This is a genomic window from Geobacillus sp. YF-1, assembly GCF_052692335.1.
In genome coordinates this window covers 3,033,137-3,049,408 of the sequence record NZ_CP199850.1, presented here as the reverse complement: position 1 = coordinate 3,049,408, position 16,272 = coordinate 3,033,137, and the positions used below count along the sequence as shown (strand labels likewise).

Sequence of the window (16,272 nt, the reverse complement as noted above, 5' to 3'; positions counted from 1 at the left end):
ATGGCAGTAAAAGTTGGGATTAACGGATTTGGCCGCATCGGGCGCAACGTGTTCCGCGCGGCATTGAAAAACCCGAACATCGAAGTGGTGGCGGTCAACGATTTAACGGACGCCAATACGTTGGCGCATTTGTTAAAATATGACTCCGTCCATGGTCAGCTTGACGCGGAAGTGTCGGTGAACGGCAACAACTTGGTCGTCAACGGCAAAGAAATCATCGTCAAAGCGGAACGCGATCCAGCGCAATTGGCCTGGGGCGAAATCGGTGTTGAAATCGTCGTCGAATCGACCGGCCGCTTCACGAAACGCGAAGATGCCGCGAAACATTTGGAAGCGGGCGCGAAAAAAGTGATCATTTCCGCTCCGGCAAAAAACGAAGACATCACGATCGTCATGGGCGTCAACCAAGACAAATACGATCCGCAAACCCATCATGTCATCTCGAACGCTTCGTGCACGACGAACTGCTTGGCGCCGTTTGCGAAAGTGCTGCACGAAAAATTCGGCATCGTCCGCGGCATGATGACGACCGTTCACTCGTATACGAACGACCAACAAATTTTGGACTTGCCGCATAAAGATTTGCGCCGGGCCCGCGCGGCGGCAGAATCGATCATCCCGACGACGACGGGTGCCGCCAAGGCTGTTGCCCTTGTTTTGCCGGAATTGAAAGGCAAATTGAACGGCATGGCGATGCGCGTGCCAACGCCGAACGTATCGGTCGTTGACTTGGTCGCTGAGCTGGAAAAAGAAGTGACGGTCGAAGAAGTGAACGCGGCATTGAAAGCGGCAGCCGAGGGCGAGCTGAAAGGCATTTTAGCTTACAGCGAAGAGCCGCTTGTTTCGCGCGACTACAACGGCAACCCGGCGTCATCGACGATCGATGCGCTGTCGACGATGGTCATTGAAGGCAAAATGGTCAAAGTCGTTTCGTGGTACGACAACGAAACGGGCTATTCGCATCGCGTCGTAGATCTGGCCGCCTACATTGCCTCCAAAGGGCTGTAAGACCGGCTCGGCATTGAGTTTTTCATTCATTCAAGTCTATAATAGGAAAATGGAGGGGAGCGGGGAAATGATCCCCACTCCTTTTCCTTTGTCGAAACTGCAGCCAAAAGGGGGCACGAACGATGAACAAGAAGACGATTCGCGATGTTGAGGTGAGAGGAAAACGCGTCTTTTGCCGCGTCGATTTTAACGTGCCGATGGAAGAGGGCGCGATCACCGATGATACGCGCATTCGCGCCGCACTCCCGACGATCCGCTATTTGATCGAAAACGGAGCGAAAGTCATTTTGGCGAGCCACCTCGGCCGCCCGAAAGGAAAAGTTGTCGAGGAGCTTCGTCTCGATGCAGTCGCTAAACGGCTTGGCGAATTGCTTGGGCGCCCGGTCGCGAAAACGGATCACGTCGTCGGCGATGAGGTGAACGCGGCGGTTGCCCGCTTGCAAGAAGGCGATGTACTCTTGCTTGAGAACGTCCGCTTTGAACCGGGCGAAGAGAAAAACGATCCCGAGCTGGCCAAAGCGTTTGCGGAGCTGGCGGATCTGTATGTCAACGATGCGTTCGGCGCCGCCCACCGCGCTCACGCGTCAACGGAAGGGATCGCCCATCACTTGCCGGCGGTCGCTGGCTTTTTGATGGAAAAAGAACTCGAAGTGCTCGGCAAGGCGCTCTCGAATCCGGATCGCCCGTTTACGGCGATTATCGGCGGCGCGAAAGTGAAAGACAAAATCGGCGTCATCGACAACTTGCTCGATAAAGTCGACAACTTGATCATCGGCGGCGGGCTGGCGTATACGTTCGTCAAAGCGCTCGGCCATGACGTCGGCAAGTCGCTGCTTGAAGAAGATAAAATCGAACTGGCGAAATCGTTTATGGAAAAAGCAAAAGAAAAAGGCGTCCGTTTTTACATGCCGGTTGACGTTGTCGTCGCGGATCGGTTCGCCAACGACGCCAATACGAAAGTCGTGCCGATTGACGCGATCCCAAGCGATTGGGAGGCGCTTGACATCGGGCCAAAAACGCGCGAATTGTACCGCGATGTCATTCGCCAGTCCAAGCTTGTCGTCTGGAACGGCCCGATGGGCGTCTTTGAAATGGAGACGTTCGCCCAAGGGACAAAAGCGGTTGCCCAAGCATTGGCGGAAGCGACCGACACGTATTCGGTCATCGGCGGCGGGGACTCAGCGGCGGCGGTGGAAAAATTCGGTTTGGCGGACAAAATGGATCATATTTCCACGGGTGGCGGCGCCTCGCTTGAGTTTATGGAAGGCAAGCAGCTGCCCGGGGTCGTGGCGTTAAACGACAAATGACCGATCGCGCCCAATGGGGCGAATGGCGGCGAACGCCGCTTAGCGAAAGGAAAGGTGAACGATGAGAAAACCGATCATTGCAGGCAACTGGAAAATGCATAAAACGTTGGCGGAAGCCGTTCAGTTTGTCGAGGAAGTGAAAGGGCTCGTACCGCCGAGAGCGGAAGTCGATTCTGTCATTTGTGCGCCGTTTTTGTTTTTAGAGCGGTTAGTGCAAAATACAAACGGCACCGATTTGCAAATCGGGGCGCAAAACATGCATTTTGCCGACCAAGGGGCGTACACCGGCGAAGTGAGCCCGGTCATGCTCAAAGACCTGGGCGTTACGTATGTCATCCTCGGCCATTCCGAGCGCCGGCAAATGTTTGCCGAGACGGATGAGACGGTGAACAAAAAAGTGTTGGCGGCCTTCACCCGTGGGCTTATACCGATTATTTGCTGCGGGGAGACGCTCGAAGAACGGGAAGCCGGGCAGACGAACGCCGTCGTCGCTTCACAAGTGGAAAAAGCGCTCGCGGGATTGACGCCGGACCAAGTGAAGCAAGCGGTCATCGCCTATGAGCCGATTTGGGCGATCGGCACCGGCAAATCGTCAACCGCCGAAGACGCGAATGAAGTTTGCGGCCATATTCGTTCGGTCGTCTCGCGCTTGTTTGGCCCGGAAGCGGCAGAAGCGATCCGCATCCAATACGGCGGCAGCGTCAAGCCGGACAACATCCGCGATTTTCTGGCGCAAGAGCATATTGACGGCGCGTTAGTCGGCGGCGCGAGCCTCGAGCCGGCTTCGTTCCTGCAGCTCGTGGAGGCGGGGCGCCATGAGTAAAAAACCGGTTGCCCTCATCATTTTGGACGGGTTTGCGCTGCGCGAGGAAACGTACGGCAATGCGGTCGCCCAAGCGAAAAAGCCGAACTTTGACCGCTATTGGAACGAGTATCCGCACGCGACATTGAAAGCGTGCGGCGAGGCGGTCGGGCTGCCGGAAGGGCAAATGGGCAACTCGGAAGTCGGACACTTGAACATCGGCGCCGGCCGCATTGTCTACCAAAGCTTGACGCGCGTGAATATCGCCATTCGCGAAGGCGAGTTTGACCGCAATGAAACGTTTTTGGCGGCGATGAACCATGTAAAGCAGCATGGGACGAGCTTGCATTTGTTCGGCTTGCTTTCCGACGGCGGGGTGCATAGCCATATTCATCATTTGTACGCCCTTCTGCGTTTAGCGGCGAAAGAAGGCGTGAAGCGCGTGTACATCCACGGCTTTTTGGACGGCCGCGACGTCGGCCCGCAAACGGCGCCGCAATACATCAAAGAACTGCAGGAAAAAATCAAGGAATACGGCGTCGGCGAAATCGCGACGTTATCGGGCCGCTACTACTCGATGGATCGCGACAAGCGGTGGGACCGCGTCGAGAAGGCGTATCGGGCCATGGTGTACGGCGAAGGCCCGACGTACCGCGATCCGCTTGAATGCATTGAAGACTCCTATAAGCACGGCATTTACGACGAATTCGTCCTGCCGTCGGTCATCGTCCGTGAAGACGGCCAGCCGGTGGCGACGATTCAAGACAACGACGCGATCATCTTCTATAATTTCCGCCCCGACCGGGCGATCCAAATTTCGAACACGTTCACGAACGAAGATTTTCGCGAGTTTGACCGGGGGCCAAAGCATCCGAAGCATCTGTTCTTTGTCTGCTTGACGCATTTCAGTGAAACGGTGAAAGGGTACGTGGCGTTCAAGCCGACGAACCTTGACAACACGCTTGGCGAAGTGTTGTCGCAGCACGGCTTGCGCCAATTGCGCATCGCCGAGACGGAAAAATATCCGCACGTGACGTTTTTCATGAGCGGCGGCCGCGAAGAGAAGTTTCCGGGCGAAGATCGGATTTTGATCAACTCGCCGAAAGTGGCAACGTACGACCTAAAGCCGGAAATGAGCGCCTATGAAGTGACGGACGCGCTGCTGAAAGAGATTGCGGCTGATAAGTACGATGCGATCATCTTGAACTACGCCAACCCGGATATGGTCGGCCATTCGGGCAAACTCGAACCGACGATCAAAGCGGTGGAAGCCGTTGATGAGTGCCTCGGCAAAGTGGTCGATGCCATTTTGGCCAAAGGAGGCATCGCGATCATCACCGCCGACCACGGCAATGCGGATGAAGTGCTGACGCCAGATGGCAAGCCGCAAACGGCCCACACGACGAATCCGGTGCCGGTGATTGTCACTAAACATGGCATCGAGCTGCGCAAAGACGGCATTTTAGGCGACTTGGCGCCGACGATGCTCGATTTGCTTGGCTTGCCGCAGCCGAAAGAAATGACCGGAAACACGTTAATCTTGAAATAACCAACATCGAAAAGGAGAGTGTCGATATGTCTGCGATTATTGATGTGTATGCGCGTGAAGTGCTCGACTCGCGCGGCAACCCAACCGTAGAAGTAGAAGTATACACGGAAGACGGCGGCTTCGGCCGCGCGCTCGTGCCAAGCGGCGCCTCAACCGGGGAATATGAAGCCGTTGAACTGCGTGACGGCGACAAAAACCGTTACCTCGGCAAAGGGGTATTAAAAGCGGTGGAGAACGTCAACGAAGTGATCGCACCGGAGATCATCGGCTTAGAAGTCACCGACCAAGTGGCGATCGACCGCGCGTTGATTGAACTTGACGGCACGGAAAACAAAGGGAAACTTGGCGCGAACGCCATTTTAGGCGTGTCGCTCGCCGTCGCCCGCGCGGCAGCGGACGAACTCGGCCTGCCGTTGTACCAATACTTGGGAGGTTTTAACGCCAAAACGCTGCCGGTGCCGATGATGAACATTTTAAACGGTGGCGCGCATGCGGACAACAACGTTGATATTCAAGAATTCATGATCATGCCGGTCGGCGCGGAAAGCTTCCGCGAAGCGCTGCGCATGGGGGCGGAAATTTTCCACAGCTTAAAAGCGGTGCTAAAAGCGAAAGGCTACAACACCGCTGTCGGTGACGAAGGCGGATTTGCCCCGAACTTGAAATCGAACGAAGAAGCGCTGCAAACGATCATCGAAGCGATCGAAAAAGCCGGCTACAAACCGGGCGAACAAGTGATGCTCGCGATGGACGTCGCATCGTCCGAGCTGTACAACAAAGAAGACGGCAAATACCACCTCGAAGGCGAAGGCGTCGTCAAAACGTCGGAAGAAATGGTCGCTTGGTATGAAGAGCTCGTCTCGAAATATCCGATCATCTCGATCGAAGACGGACTCGATGAAAACGACTGGGAAGGCCATAAACTGCTCACCGAGCGGCTCGGCCGCAAAGTGCAGCTCGTCGGCGACGATTTGTTCGTGACGAACACGAAAAAATTGGCCGAAGGCATTGAAAAAGGCGTCGGCAACTCGATCTTGATTAAAGTCAACCAAATCGGCACGCTGACCGAAACGTTCGATGCCATCGAAATGGCGAAACGCGCCGGCTACACGGCGGTCATCTCACACCGCTCCGGCGAAACGGAAGACAGCACGATCGCCGACATCGCGGTGGCGACGAACGCCGGTCAAATCAAAACCGGAGCGCCGTCGCGCACGGACCGCGTCGCAAAATACAACCAATTGCTTCGCATTGAGGACGAACTCGGCCACACGGCCATTTACCAAGGCATTCGTTCGTTTTACAATTTGAAAAAATAACAGAAACAGGCGTCCCTAACGGAGGGGCGCCTGTTGTTTTGATGGAGGCAAAAGGGCGCTGAATGGCTGGCGGTGATCAAGACGTCTTGACGCATTCAGGAAAACTGCGCCTCTCCATCTCATAATTTGTAGAAAATTGTCTAATTTTCGGGAATAGTTTTTGTTGGTTTTTATTTTTAGAATAGAATTGGTTGAACCGTTTGAGCAGTTTAAAAGCCGCGGAAAAAGTCGTGTATTTGACGATCCAAGATTTTAATGAGAAATGGGCAGGGCGAACGTTGCGAGAGGATTTGCTGAAGCACAGGAAGCGCTTCAACGAATTTTTGTTCTGTTTCACAAGTGCATGACATGCCTAGTCTCAATCTTTTTGAGGGGGATCATTTTGAACGCTACAAAATTTTGCATAGCAACGTTTCTTTCCAACTTGGGGGACGTCATATACAGTGTTGTTATAGCTTGGTATATTGCTGGCGTTTTACAATCAGGTTTTTTGATGGGAGCAGTTTTATTTTCCTTAGGTTTGTCGAGATTTATTGCTGGGCTTCTTTGCGGACCGGTTATTGATCGAATAGGGGCAAAGTTGTTTCTGTGGTTGTCAGACATAATAAGGGCAATCATTGTGTTAGTTTTGGCTATTCTATTATGGGATCATACGGTCTCTTTTGTCATTCTCATAATGGTCTCCGTTTTGTTTGGAGCGATTGATGCTTTTTATTGGTCAGCCTCAGAATCAATAAAGCCAAGATTAGTCGCTACTGAATATTTAAGTCGTCTCAATAGTCAATACTTCACTGTTGTAAGAACAACGATCATTTTGGGTCCTTTAATCGCCGCTTGGATGGTTGAATCAATCTCAATAGAACGTTCCTTGATCGCCATTTCTATCTTATATGTATTTTCAACTTTTTTCATTTTGTTTATTGATTGTAAAAATAGTCATCTTGAAAATATGAACGATAATAATGACAACACTTCTTACTTTTCGGATTTACGACTCGGTTTTAGTTTTTTGAATAGACAAAAAATGATTTTTTATTTGGTGATAACTATGTTTTTTGTAAATATTGGAGCAAACGGGGTTAATGTATTGTTCCCTTTTTTAGCTAAAAATGTTAGTGATGATGCTAAGTATTTAGGATATATATATTCATCGATGTCAATGGGAAGTTTGTTAACTGGTTTAATCTTTTCAGTTAAAAGCATTCACAAGGTTGAATTGAAGATTATATATTTCTCTTTTCTTTTACAAGCTGTTGGTATTGCCGCACTATGTTTCACTCAAAACTTTTTGATTATTCTAATTTTCGTTTTCGTAATTGGCTTAATGACTGGTTTTATAGGAGTCCTTATACCTACTTTTGTTCAACGTTCTGTGCCTATTCATTTATTAGGAAGAGTGAATAGTATTATGATGGCAATTTCAATGCTTTCAACGCCAGTAGCCCAGTTTATTTTTGGGGTCAGTGTTGATTATTTCAATATAAAATATCTTTTCTTCATTGCAGGTGCTTTGGGGATCGTTACTAGTTTATGTTCGTTATTAATTAATGAGAGAAAAGTGCGCCAAGAGAAACTGTAATGGTGCTGACGGTTTCGGCCGCGGTGATCTTTGCTTTTCGGCATGGGACCTCTCTTTTTTAAGCGGCATGAGCATCTCTCATGCGGGCGCAAAACGATGGACGTGGGAGGGGTGGTGGTTTATAATATTTCTTGAATCATTTGAATATTCAGGAGGTGAGGGGATGGAGCGAACCGTTGTTGAAACAAGGTACGGCCGGTTGCGCGGGGAAATGAATGAAGGCGTTTTCGTTTGGAAAGGAATTCCGTACGCGAAAGCGCCGGTCGGTGAGCGCCGGTTTTTGCCGCCGAAGCCGCCTGAGGCATGGGATGGGGTGCGGGAGGCGACATCGTTCGGGCCGGTTGTCATGCAGCCGTCGGATCCGATTTTCAGCGGATTGCTCGGGAGGATGAGCGAGCCGCCGAGCGAGGATGGGCTGTACCTGAACGTTTGGTCGCCCGCGGCTGATGGGAAGAAGCGTCCGGTGTTGTTTTGGATTCACGGCGGTGCCTTTTTGTTTGGTTCGGGCTCGTCGCCGTGGTATGATGGCGCGGCGTTTGCGAAACACGGTGATGTCGTTGTCGTGACGATCAACTACCGGATGAATGTGTTCGGCTTTTTGCATCTCGGTGATGCGTTTGGCGAAGCGTACGCCCAAGCGGGCAATCTCGGCATTTTGGATCAAGTGGCGGCATTGCGCTGGGTGAAGGAGAACATTGCGGCGTTTGGCGGCGATCCGGACAACATCACGATTTTCGGTGAATCGGCCGGAGCGGCGAGCGTCGGCGTGCTGTTGTCGCTTCCGGAGGCCCGCGGGCTGTTTCAGCGCGCCATTTTGCAAAGCGGGTCGGGTTCGCTTCTTCTTCGTTCAGCGGAGACGGCGATGGCCATGACCGAGCGCATTTTGGAGCGCGCCGGTGTCCGCCTAGGCGACCGTGATCGGCTGTTGTCGATTCCAGCCAGCGAACTGTTGCAGGCGGCGATGTCGCTCGGCCCACGAATCACGTACGGACCGGTGATTGACGGACATGTGCTGCGCCGCCATCCGATCGAAGCGCTCCGCGACGGGGCGGCCAGCGGTGTTCCGATTTTGATTGGCGTGACGAAAGACGAGTACCATTTATTTACGTTGACCGATCCGTCTTGGACAAAGCTTGGCGAAAAAGAACTGCTTGACCGGATCAACCGTGAAGTCGGGCCGATTCCGGATGCGGCAATCCGCTATTACAAGGAAACGGCGGATGTGTCAGCGCCCGCGTGGCAAACGTGGCTACGCATCATGACGTACCGCGTTTTTGTCGAGGGGATGCTGCGGACGGCGGATGCCCAAGCGGCGCAGGGGGCCGAGGTGTACATGTATCGGTTTGATTATGAAACGCCGGTGTTCGGCGGACAGCTGAAAGCATGCCATGCGCTTGAGCTGCCGTTTGTGTTTCACAACCTCCATCAGCCCGGTGTCGCCAATTTTGTCGGCAGCCGGCCGGAGCGCGAGGCGATCGCCAATCAAATGCATTACGCTTGGCTTTCGTTCGCCCGCACCGGCGATCCGAACGGCGCGCATTTGCCAGAGAAGTGGCCGGTCTATACGAACGAGCGCAAACCGGCGTTTGTCTTTTCGGCTGCGAGCCATGTTGAAGACGATCCGTTTGGCCGCGAGCGGGAAGCGTGGATGACGCGCGCATAAGGAAAAAGGAACGGCCAACCGCCGTTCCTTTGTTATTCGTTTGCTCCCGGTGAAGGAAGCCCGAACTGTTCCGCCAGCGCCGGGTCGCGGTCGATCGCCTCAAGCAGCTTCCGCATGACGTTGACGTCAAACGTAAAGTTCGCCCCGATCGGCGAGGTGACGAAAATTTTCCCTTCCTTCGCCTCCCGCGCCCGTTTGAATTGGTAGCCGTCAATCGCGATGACGACTCGTTCGTCTGGTCTTGCCATTGGAGTCCCTCCCGTCGTTGCCGATTTGTTTTCATTGTAACGTATTTCGGCTGCGGACGACAATGATCATACCGCGCCCAAGGCATGGAGGGTCAAGCAGATGGAGGATCTATGCAAAGGGAGAGGCGGGGAGTTTTTTGCCGCCCGTCCTTCGGTTCGGCTGTCTAGTAGGCTGGTGAAAAACCGCTGTCACACACCAATCGGAGGCATTTTCATTCAGAAAAGAAAGCTGATTCTACATGGTTTCTCTAATTGAGAAATGGGTGGAATCAGTAGTATTTTGCACTAAATCACCGGCCTCCTAGGGGGCCGGTGATTTACTCGCACAAACGCTTCTCAGAATCGTTTCTCAAGTAGAAAAACTGGTTGCATCAGATTCTATGTTCAAGCGTTCCATCATCGATCAAGGCAAACAACGATTTTTCACCGGCCTCCTAGAAAAGAAAGGAAACGCAGTCTTTCCTTCAACACCGTTCCATTCTCCCGTTGCCTCTAGGGCCGATCAAGTCATGCATTGCGATTTTTGCCACGCATTTGTCAATGATTTCATCGATTTCCTCCATTTGAACATCTTTCGGATTGTATTTTTTTTTGTAAAAAAGCGAATCTATTCCTTTCGACGTGTGGAGACAGGTGAGGCAGTTGCCGCCAACAGCGATGTATGGTATAGTAAAACTATTGCAACGTAGGTCGTTGGAGGTGTCAGGCATGCACGCCTTGCTTGTGACGCTGCTTGTCATTGTGTCGGTTGCGCTGATCGTTGTCGTGCTGCTGCAATCGGGCCGCAGCGCTGGGCTGTCGGGAGCGATCACCGGCGGTGCCGAGCAATTGTTCGGGAAGCAAAAAGCGCGCGGACTCGATGCGGTGTTTCAGCGCGTGACGATCGTATTGGCCGTGTTGTTTTTTGTGCTGTCGTTTGTCATTGCCTATCTTGAATGAGCATAAGCGAAAAGCGGGGGCGGTCCTGACACGAAAACGGGCTGCCTTTTCTATTTCATCCAGAGAGGAAGGAGAACGATGATGAAACTAGTTCCACCCAAACCGTTTTTCTTTGAGGCTGGGGAGCGCGCTGTGTTGCTTTTGCATGGGTTCACCGGCAACTCCGCTGACGTTCGGATGCTTGGGCGATTCTTGGAGTCGAAAGGCTACACGTGCCACGCGCCGATTTACAAAGGGCACGGCGTGCCGCCGGAAGAGCTTGTCCATACCGGTCCGGATGATTGGTGGCAAGACGTCATGAACGGCTATCAGTTTTTGAAAAACAAAGGCTATGAAAAAATCGCCGTCGCCGGATTGTCGCTTGGAGGCGTATTTTCGTTAAAATTAGGTTACACTGTACCTATAGAAGGCATTGTGACGATGTGCGCGCCGATGTACATCAAAAGCGAAGAAACGATGTATGAAGGTGTGCTCGAGTATGCGCGCGAGTATAAAAAGCGCGAAGGAAAATCGCCCGAACAAATTGAAGCGGAAATGGAGCGTTTCAAGGAAACGCCGATGAGCACATTGAAAGCGTTGCAGGCATTGATTGCCGAGGTGCGCGACCATTTGGACTTGGTTTACGCGCCGACGTTCGTCGTTCAGGCGCGCCATGATGAAATGATCAACCCGGACAGCGCCAATATTATTTATAACGAAATCGGAGCGCCAATCAAGCAAATCAAATGGTATGAGCAATCCGGCCATGTTATCACGTTGGATCAGGAAAAAGAACAGCTGCATGACGATATTTATGCCTTTTTGGAGTCGTTAGCTTGGTAGCGTTGGAAAGGAGGGAAAGGCCGATGGATCAGGCATTGGCTGAACGAATTTTGGCGTTTATGCGCGATGAAGCGTACAAGCCTCTCACTGTTGAGGAGCTTGAAGAAGCCTTTGGCATCGGGGATGCGGATGGATTTAAGGAACTGGTTAAAACGCTTGTCGCCATGGAAGAGGAAGGCCTTGTCGTCCGGACGCGAAGCAACCGCTACGGCGTGCCTGAGCGGATGAATCTCGTGCGCGGCAAAGTGACGGGCCATCCGAAGGGGTTTGCCTTCGTCACCCCGGAAGAGCCGGGAATGGATGATATTTTCATCCCGCCGTCCGAATTGAAAAACGCCATGCATGGCGACACGGTGCTTGTTCGCGTTCAGGCCGACTCATCCGGAGCGCGCCGCGAAGGGACGATCGTCCGCATTTTGGAGCGCGGGGTGAAAGAAGTCGTCGGTACATACACGGAAAGCAAATATTTCGGCTTTGTCATCCCCGATGACAAACGGATCGTCAATGACATTTTCATCCCGAAAAACGCGGCGAACGGAGCGGTCGAAGGGCATAAAGTCGTCGTCCGCCTCACCTCGTATCCGGAAGGGCGGATGAGCGCCGAAGGGGAAGTCGTCCAAATTCTCGGCCATAAAAACGACCCGGGCGTCGATATTTTATCGGTCATCTATAAGCATGGTTTGCCGCTGCAGTTTCCAGATGACGTCATCGAGCACGCCAACCGTGTTCCAGACGTCATTACGGAAAAAGATTTGGAGGGGCGCCGTGACTTGCGCGGTGAGATGATCGTGACGATCGACGGGGAAGACGCGAAAGACTTGGACGATGCGGTGACGGTGACAAAACTTGAGAATGGCAACTACAAACTTGGTGTCCATATCGCTGATGTCAGCTACTATGTTGAGGAAGGGTCGCCGATCGACCGCGAAGCGTATGAGCGCGGCACGAGCGTTTATTTGGTCGACCGCGTCATCCCGATGATTCCGCACCGGCTGTCGAACGGCATTTGCTCGCTCAACCCGAAAGTCGACCGGTTGACGCTGTCGTGTGAAATGGAAATCACCCCGCAAGGCGAAGTCGTCCGCCATGACATTTTCCAAAGCGTCATCCGCACCATCGAGAGGATGACGTATTCCGACGTCAATAAAATTTTGGTCGATAAAGACGAGGCGTTGCGGGAAACATACGCGCCGCTCGTGCCGATGTTTGAGCTGATGGCCGAGCTCGCTGATATTTTGCGCACCAAGCGGATGAAGCGCGGGGCGATCGATTTCGATTTTAAAGAAGCGAAAGTGCTTGTTGATGAAAACGGCAAACCGTACGATGTCGTCTTGCGCGAGCGGTCGGTCGCCGAGCGGCTCATCGAAGAGTTTATGTTAGCGGCAAACGAAACGGTCGCCGAGCATTTCCATTGGCTGAACGTGCCGTTTATGTACCGCGTTCACGAAGACCCAAAACCGGAAAAACTGCAGCGCTTTTTGGAGTTCATCACGAACTTCGGCTATGTCGTGAAAGGAACGGGCAACCACATCCATCCGCGCGCCCTCCAGCAAATTCTCGAAGCGGTGCGCGGCGAACCGGAAGAGATGGTCATTTCGACCGTCATGCTTCGGTCGATGAAGCAGGCGCGCTATGACGCCGAAAGCCTCGGCCACTACGGGCTGTCAACCGAGTTTTACACCCATTTTACGTCGCCGATCCGCCGCTATCCGGATTTGATCGTTCACCGGCTGATCCGGACGTATCTCATCAACGGCCAGATGGATGCTGACACCCAGCAAAAATGGGCGGAAAAGCTGCCGGACATTGCCGAACACGCGTCCAACATGGAGCGGCGCGCCGTCGAGGCTGAGCGGGAAACCGATGATTTGAAGAAAACGGAGTTTATGGAAGACAAAATCGGGATGGAATTTGACGGCATCATCAGCTCGGTGACGAACTTCGGCCTGTTTGTCGAGCTCCCGAACACGATCGAAGGATTGGTGCACGTCAGTTATTTAACGGACGATTATTACCGCTACGACGAGCGCAGCTATGCGATGATCGGCGAGCGGACCGGGAAAATGTACCGCATCGGCGATGAAATCACCGTCCGCGTCATCAACGTCAACAAAGACGAGCGGATCGTCGACTTTGAAGTCGTCGGCATGAAAGGACGCCGCCCGTCGAAAGCGAAAGCCGCTCCGGTCGTCATCGAAGGGAAAAAACAAAAGAAAAAGGCGGAGCCGAAAGCGCAAAGCGGCCCAAACCGCAGCGCGAAAGCGAAAAAGAAGAAAAAGAAAAAACGGTGAGGAAAAGCCGAACAGGCGGCTTTTCCTTCTTTTTCGTTTTTGATAAAATAAGAAACGCTACGATGAGGAGGGAGAAAACGGATGCCCAAAGGCGAAGGAAAAGTAATCGCCCAAAACAAAAAAGCGTACCATGATTATTTCATCGAAGAGACGTATGAAGCCGGCCTTGTGCTGCAAGGAACGGAAATCAAATCGATCCGCAACGGCCGGGTGAATTTGAAAGATTCATTCGCCAAAGTGGAAAAAGGGGAAGTGTTTCTCCATAACATGCATATCAGCCCGTACGAACAAGGCAACCGCTACAACCATGATCCGCTGCGGACGAGAAAGCTCTTGCTCAACCGCCGCGAAATCAACAAGCTGATCGGCTACACAAAAGAGCAAGGGTATACGCTCGTGCCGCTGAAATTGTACATCAAAAACGGCTTCGCCAAAGTCGAACTGGGCGTTGCCAAAGGGAAGAAAAAATACGACAAGCGCGAAGACATGAAACGGAAAGAAGCGCAGCGCGAAATCGAGCGGGTGTTCCGCGAGCGGCAAAAGCTGTAGGGAGCAAGCGGCGTGTGAAAAAGTCAAAACCGATGTTTCTCAAGTGGGGAAGCCTTGAAACATCGGCTCTTCTTTCCTGGCGAATTCCATCCTTTTGGAAAAAAACATTGGTTTTCACCGACATTGAAAACATTCCCATTGAAAATGCGCAAAGCCATGGTATAATAAAAAGTGCAACAGCCAGTTATCCATGGCTTAAGCTGTTCCGATCTCTTCGCACCGCGGGGACGATCCGGATTCGACAGGGGTAGGTCGAGCTTAAGCGGCGAGCCGAGGGGGACGTCCTCGTAAAAACGTCACCTAAAGATAACTGGCAAACAAAACTACGCTTTAGCTGCTTAATTGCTGCAGCTAGCTCCTCCCGCCATCGCCCGTGTGGCGTCCGAGGGGTTCATATGAAGCGGGCTACGCCCAAATCCGCCGCCTGAGGATGAGGGAAGAGACGAATCAGGCTAGCCGCCGGGAGGCCTGTCGGTAGGCGGAACGGACGGCGAAGCGAAATATACCGACTACGCTCGTAGATGCTTAAGTGGCGATGCCTCTGGACGTGGGTTCGACTCCCACCGTCTCCATTTCCAACATGTTGCTGTTTCGGATGAAAAATTGGTGAACCGCTTGATGCGACCGTGTTTGCGGTCGTTTTTGCTTTTTCAAGAATCCGAAAGAAGCCAGCGAATGGGCGAAAATTTTGCGCGGATTTTGCACCGTGTTTTTTGCTTTGCATTGTATACAAGTTCGACAGTGACTAAGTAACTGTAGATGAGCAAATTCACTAACATAAATTGACAACTAAACAAAAAAGGAGACATGAACCCGATTCCTTGGTTAGAATAGATGTGCTACCAACTACCCACAAGGAGGTTCATGTCTCATGAATCGATGAGCACATCATCAACGAATCCACAAGTTTTTCATGACGCTGGGATTGGCGCTTGATTTCTCGAAACCGGTCATCAAGCATCTCGTTCATCTTGTCGACGCCTTGACAACCAAGGGATTTTCAGGGACATTGACGGATGTCCGGTACTGGAGTTTTCACCCGAATCATCGAACGACACTGAGCCACTTTTTCACGAAAAGCCCTTGGAACGAGGAAAAACTGCTTGAGAAGCTTCAAGAATGGATCCTTCGCCAGATCGAACGCCTAGCCAAACGGACGAATCAACCCCTGTTCCTTTCGATTGATGATACCATTTGCCAAAAAACGAAGCCTTCGTCACGGGCAACGCACGCCATTCAAGGGTGTGACTGGCATTTCTCTCACAGCGATCATCAATGGGTCTGGGGGCATTCGCTTGTTTGGCGGATGGTGCACACCTTCACGCAAGCGTTTCCGTTCGCCTTTCGTCTGTATGACAAGACGGCGGGAAGAAGCAAAATCGACCTAGCGATCGAGATGCTTTCTTCGCTCAAGGGGAAGCGGGCTCAGCCGGTGTATGTGCTCATGGATTCCTAGTATCCGTCCCAAGCGCTCATCGAAGCCTGCCTGAAACAAGGATTCCATGTCATCGCCATGCTCAAGACGAACCGGATTCTCTATCCGAAAGGCATCCCCGTCCAAGCAAAGGAGTTCGCCCGCTATATCGAGCCCAACGACACCCGCCTCGTCACGGTGGGGAACGAGCGTGATCGTGTCTACCGCTACGAAGGCGCGCTCAACGGTCTTGATGACGCGGTGGTGCTGCTGGCTTGGAAGGCGGATGAACCGATGACACCGGATCATCTCCATGTCGTCTTCGACACCGACCGGGAGCTGAGTGACGAAGACATCTTGCGTTACGATGCCCAGCGGTGGACGATCGAATGCGTTTTCCGGCAGGCCAAAGACCAGCTGAAGTCAGGTGGACCGTGTTCGCCACGTTCGAGCGGTGAAACGGTATGGGGTCGTGGTGCTCTTAGCCTGTGTATCCAGCATCGCGGAATCTCAACAAGACCTCTCTTCCGGACTGGAGCTTCTTCGGTCTCGGAAAGGGCACAGCGTCGTCGAGTTCATCGATGACGCCGCAAAGCAAGAGATTCCCATTGATGTGATCAAAAAACAGCTCCATGTCGCCTAAGGGGTACCCTGTTTGTCTCTTAGGTCATGGAAATTACTGTAATGAAAAATGCTCATCTACAGAAAGTTATTTTTTTATTAACTAGGATTAATAAGATTCTTCTGTTCTTTTTCTATCTAATTGGACTCCATTAGATCTT

The 16,272-nt window shown here is 52.3% G+C and carries 12 protein-coding genes, 1 other RNA gene and 2 pseudogenes; 14 read left to right on the top strand and 1 reads right to left on the bottom strand.

What is annotated here, in order from left to right; all coding sequences use genetic code 11:
* From gap to ACTVIM_RS15115, 8 genes and pseudogenes are all read left to right on the top strand, one after another.
* On the top strand, nucleotides 1-1,008 hold the full coding sequence (gene gap / locus ACTVIM_RS15150; protein ID WP_445613061.1) for a type I glyceraldehyde-3-phosphate dehydrogenase: 1,008 nt from the start codon (nucleotides 1-3) through the stop codon (nucleotides 1,006-1,008).
* Nucleotides 1,009-1,130: 122 nt separating this feature from the next.
* Nucleotides 1,131-2,315: a phosphoglycerate kinase gene (locus tag ACTVIM_RS15145; RefSeq protein WP_445613060.1), complete on the top strand. Its 1,185-nt coding sequence runs from the start codon at nucleotides 1,131-1,133 to the stop codon at nucleotides 2,313-2,315.
* 61 nt (nucleotides 2,316-2,376) lie between these two features.
* Nucleotides 2,377-3,138, top strand: coding sequence for a triose-phosphate isomerase (tpiA, locus tag ACTVIM_RS15140; protein WP_445613059.1), 762 nt, complete (start codon nucleotides 2,377-2,379; stop codon nucleotides 3,136-3,138).
* A complete protein-coding gene (gene gpmI / locus ACTVIM_RS15135) occupies nucleotides 3,131-4,666 on the top strand; it encodes a 2,3-bisphosphoglycerate-independent phosphoglycerate mutase (protein ID WP_033021491.1) in 1,536 nt (511 codons plus the stop codon). The genes tpiA and gpmI overlap by 8 nt, the downstream gene beginning before the upstream one ends.
* A gap of 26 nt (nucleotides 4,667-4,692) precedes the next feature.
* The gene (eno, locus tag ACTVIM_RS15130) at nucleotides 4,693-5,985 is read left to right on the top strand and encodes a phosphopyruvate hydratase (RefSeq protein WP_033021489.1); all 1,293 of its coding nucleotides are present in this window, start codon (nucleotides 4,693-4,695) and stop codon (nucleotides 5,983-5,985) included.
* 191 nt (nucleotides 5,986-6,176) lie between these two features.
* A pseudogene (locus ACTVIM_RS15125) lies at nucleotides 6,177-6,310 on the top strand (IS256 family transposase); the annotation flags it as partial.
* Nucleotides 6,311-6,367: 57 nt separating this feature from the next.
* Nucleotides 6,368-7,564 (top strand): MFS transporter, encoded by a 1,197-nt coding sequence (locus ACTVIM_RS15120; protein WP_445614372.1) that lies wholly within the window; start codon nucleotides 6,368-6,370, stop codon nucleotides 7,562-7,564.
* Nucleotides 7,565-7,727: 163 nt separating this feature from the next.
* On the top strand, nucleotides 7,728-9,227 hold the full coding sequence (locus ACTVIM_RS15115) for a carboxylesterase/lipase family protein (protein WP_445613058.1): 1,500 nt from the start codon (nucleotides 7,728-7,730) through the stop codon (nucleotides 9,225-9,227).
* 32 nt (nucleotides 9,228-9,259) lie between these two features.
* Here the strand turns inward: ACTVIM_RS15115 and ACTVIM_RS15110 are convergent, their stop codons facing one another.
* On the bottom strand, nucleotides 9,260-9,475 hold the full coding sequence (locus ACTVIM_RS15110) for a hypothetical protein (RefSeq protein ID WP_031407171.1): 216 nt from the start codon (nucleotides 9,473-9,475) through the stop codon (nucleotides 9,260-9,262).
* 708 nt (nucleotides 9,476-10,183) lie between these two features.
* Between ACTVIM_RS15110 and secG the strand changes: the two genes are divergently transcribed.
* The 6 genes and pseudogenes from secG (at nucleotide 10,184) to ACTVIM_RS15080 (ending at nucleotide 16,133) form a co-directional block, all read left to right on the top strand.
* Nucleotides 10,184-10,414, top strand: a complete 231-nt coding sequence (gene secG / locus ACTVIM_RS15105; protein ID WP_033844580.1) for a preprotein translocase subunit SecG — start codon at nucleotides 10,184-10,186, stop codon at nucleotides 10,412-10,414.
* Nucleotides 10,415-10,492: 78 nt separating this feature from the next.
* The gene (locus ACTVIM_RS15100; RefSeq protein WP_108209725.1) at nucleotides 10,493-11,236 is read left to right on the top strand and encodes an alpha/beta hydrolase; all 744 of its coding nucleotides are present in this window, start codon (nucleotides 10,493-10,495) and stop codon (nucleotides 11,234-11,236) included.
* A 23-nt stretch (nucleotides 11,237-11,259) separates the two neighbouring features.
* Nucleotides 11,260-13,527, top strand: coding sequence for a ribonuclease R (gene rnr / locus ACTVIM_RS15095; protein WP_445613057.1), 2,268 nt, complete (start codon nucleotides 11,260-11,262; stop codon nucleotides 13,525-13,527).
* An 81-nt stretch (nucleotides 13,528-13,608) separates the two neighbouring features.
* Nucleotides 13,609-14,076, top strand: coding sequence for an SsrA-binding protein SmpB (gene smpB, locus ACTVIM_RS15090; RefSeq protein WP_033017718.1), 468 nt, complete (start codon nucleotides 13,609-13,611; stop codon nucleotides 14,074-14,076).
* Nucleotides 14,077-14,299: 223 nt separating this feature from the next.
* Nucleotides 14,300-14,651: a transfer-messenger RNA gene (gene ssrA, locus ACTVIM_RS15085) on the top strand.
* A gap of 246 nt (nucleotides 14,652-14,897) precedes the next feature.
* Nucleotides 14,898-16,133 (top strand): annotated as a pseudogene (locus ACTVIM_RS15080) (IS701 family transposase).
* Nucleotides 16,134-16,272: the final 139 nt, after the last annotated feature.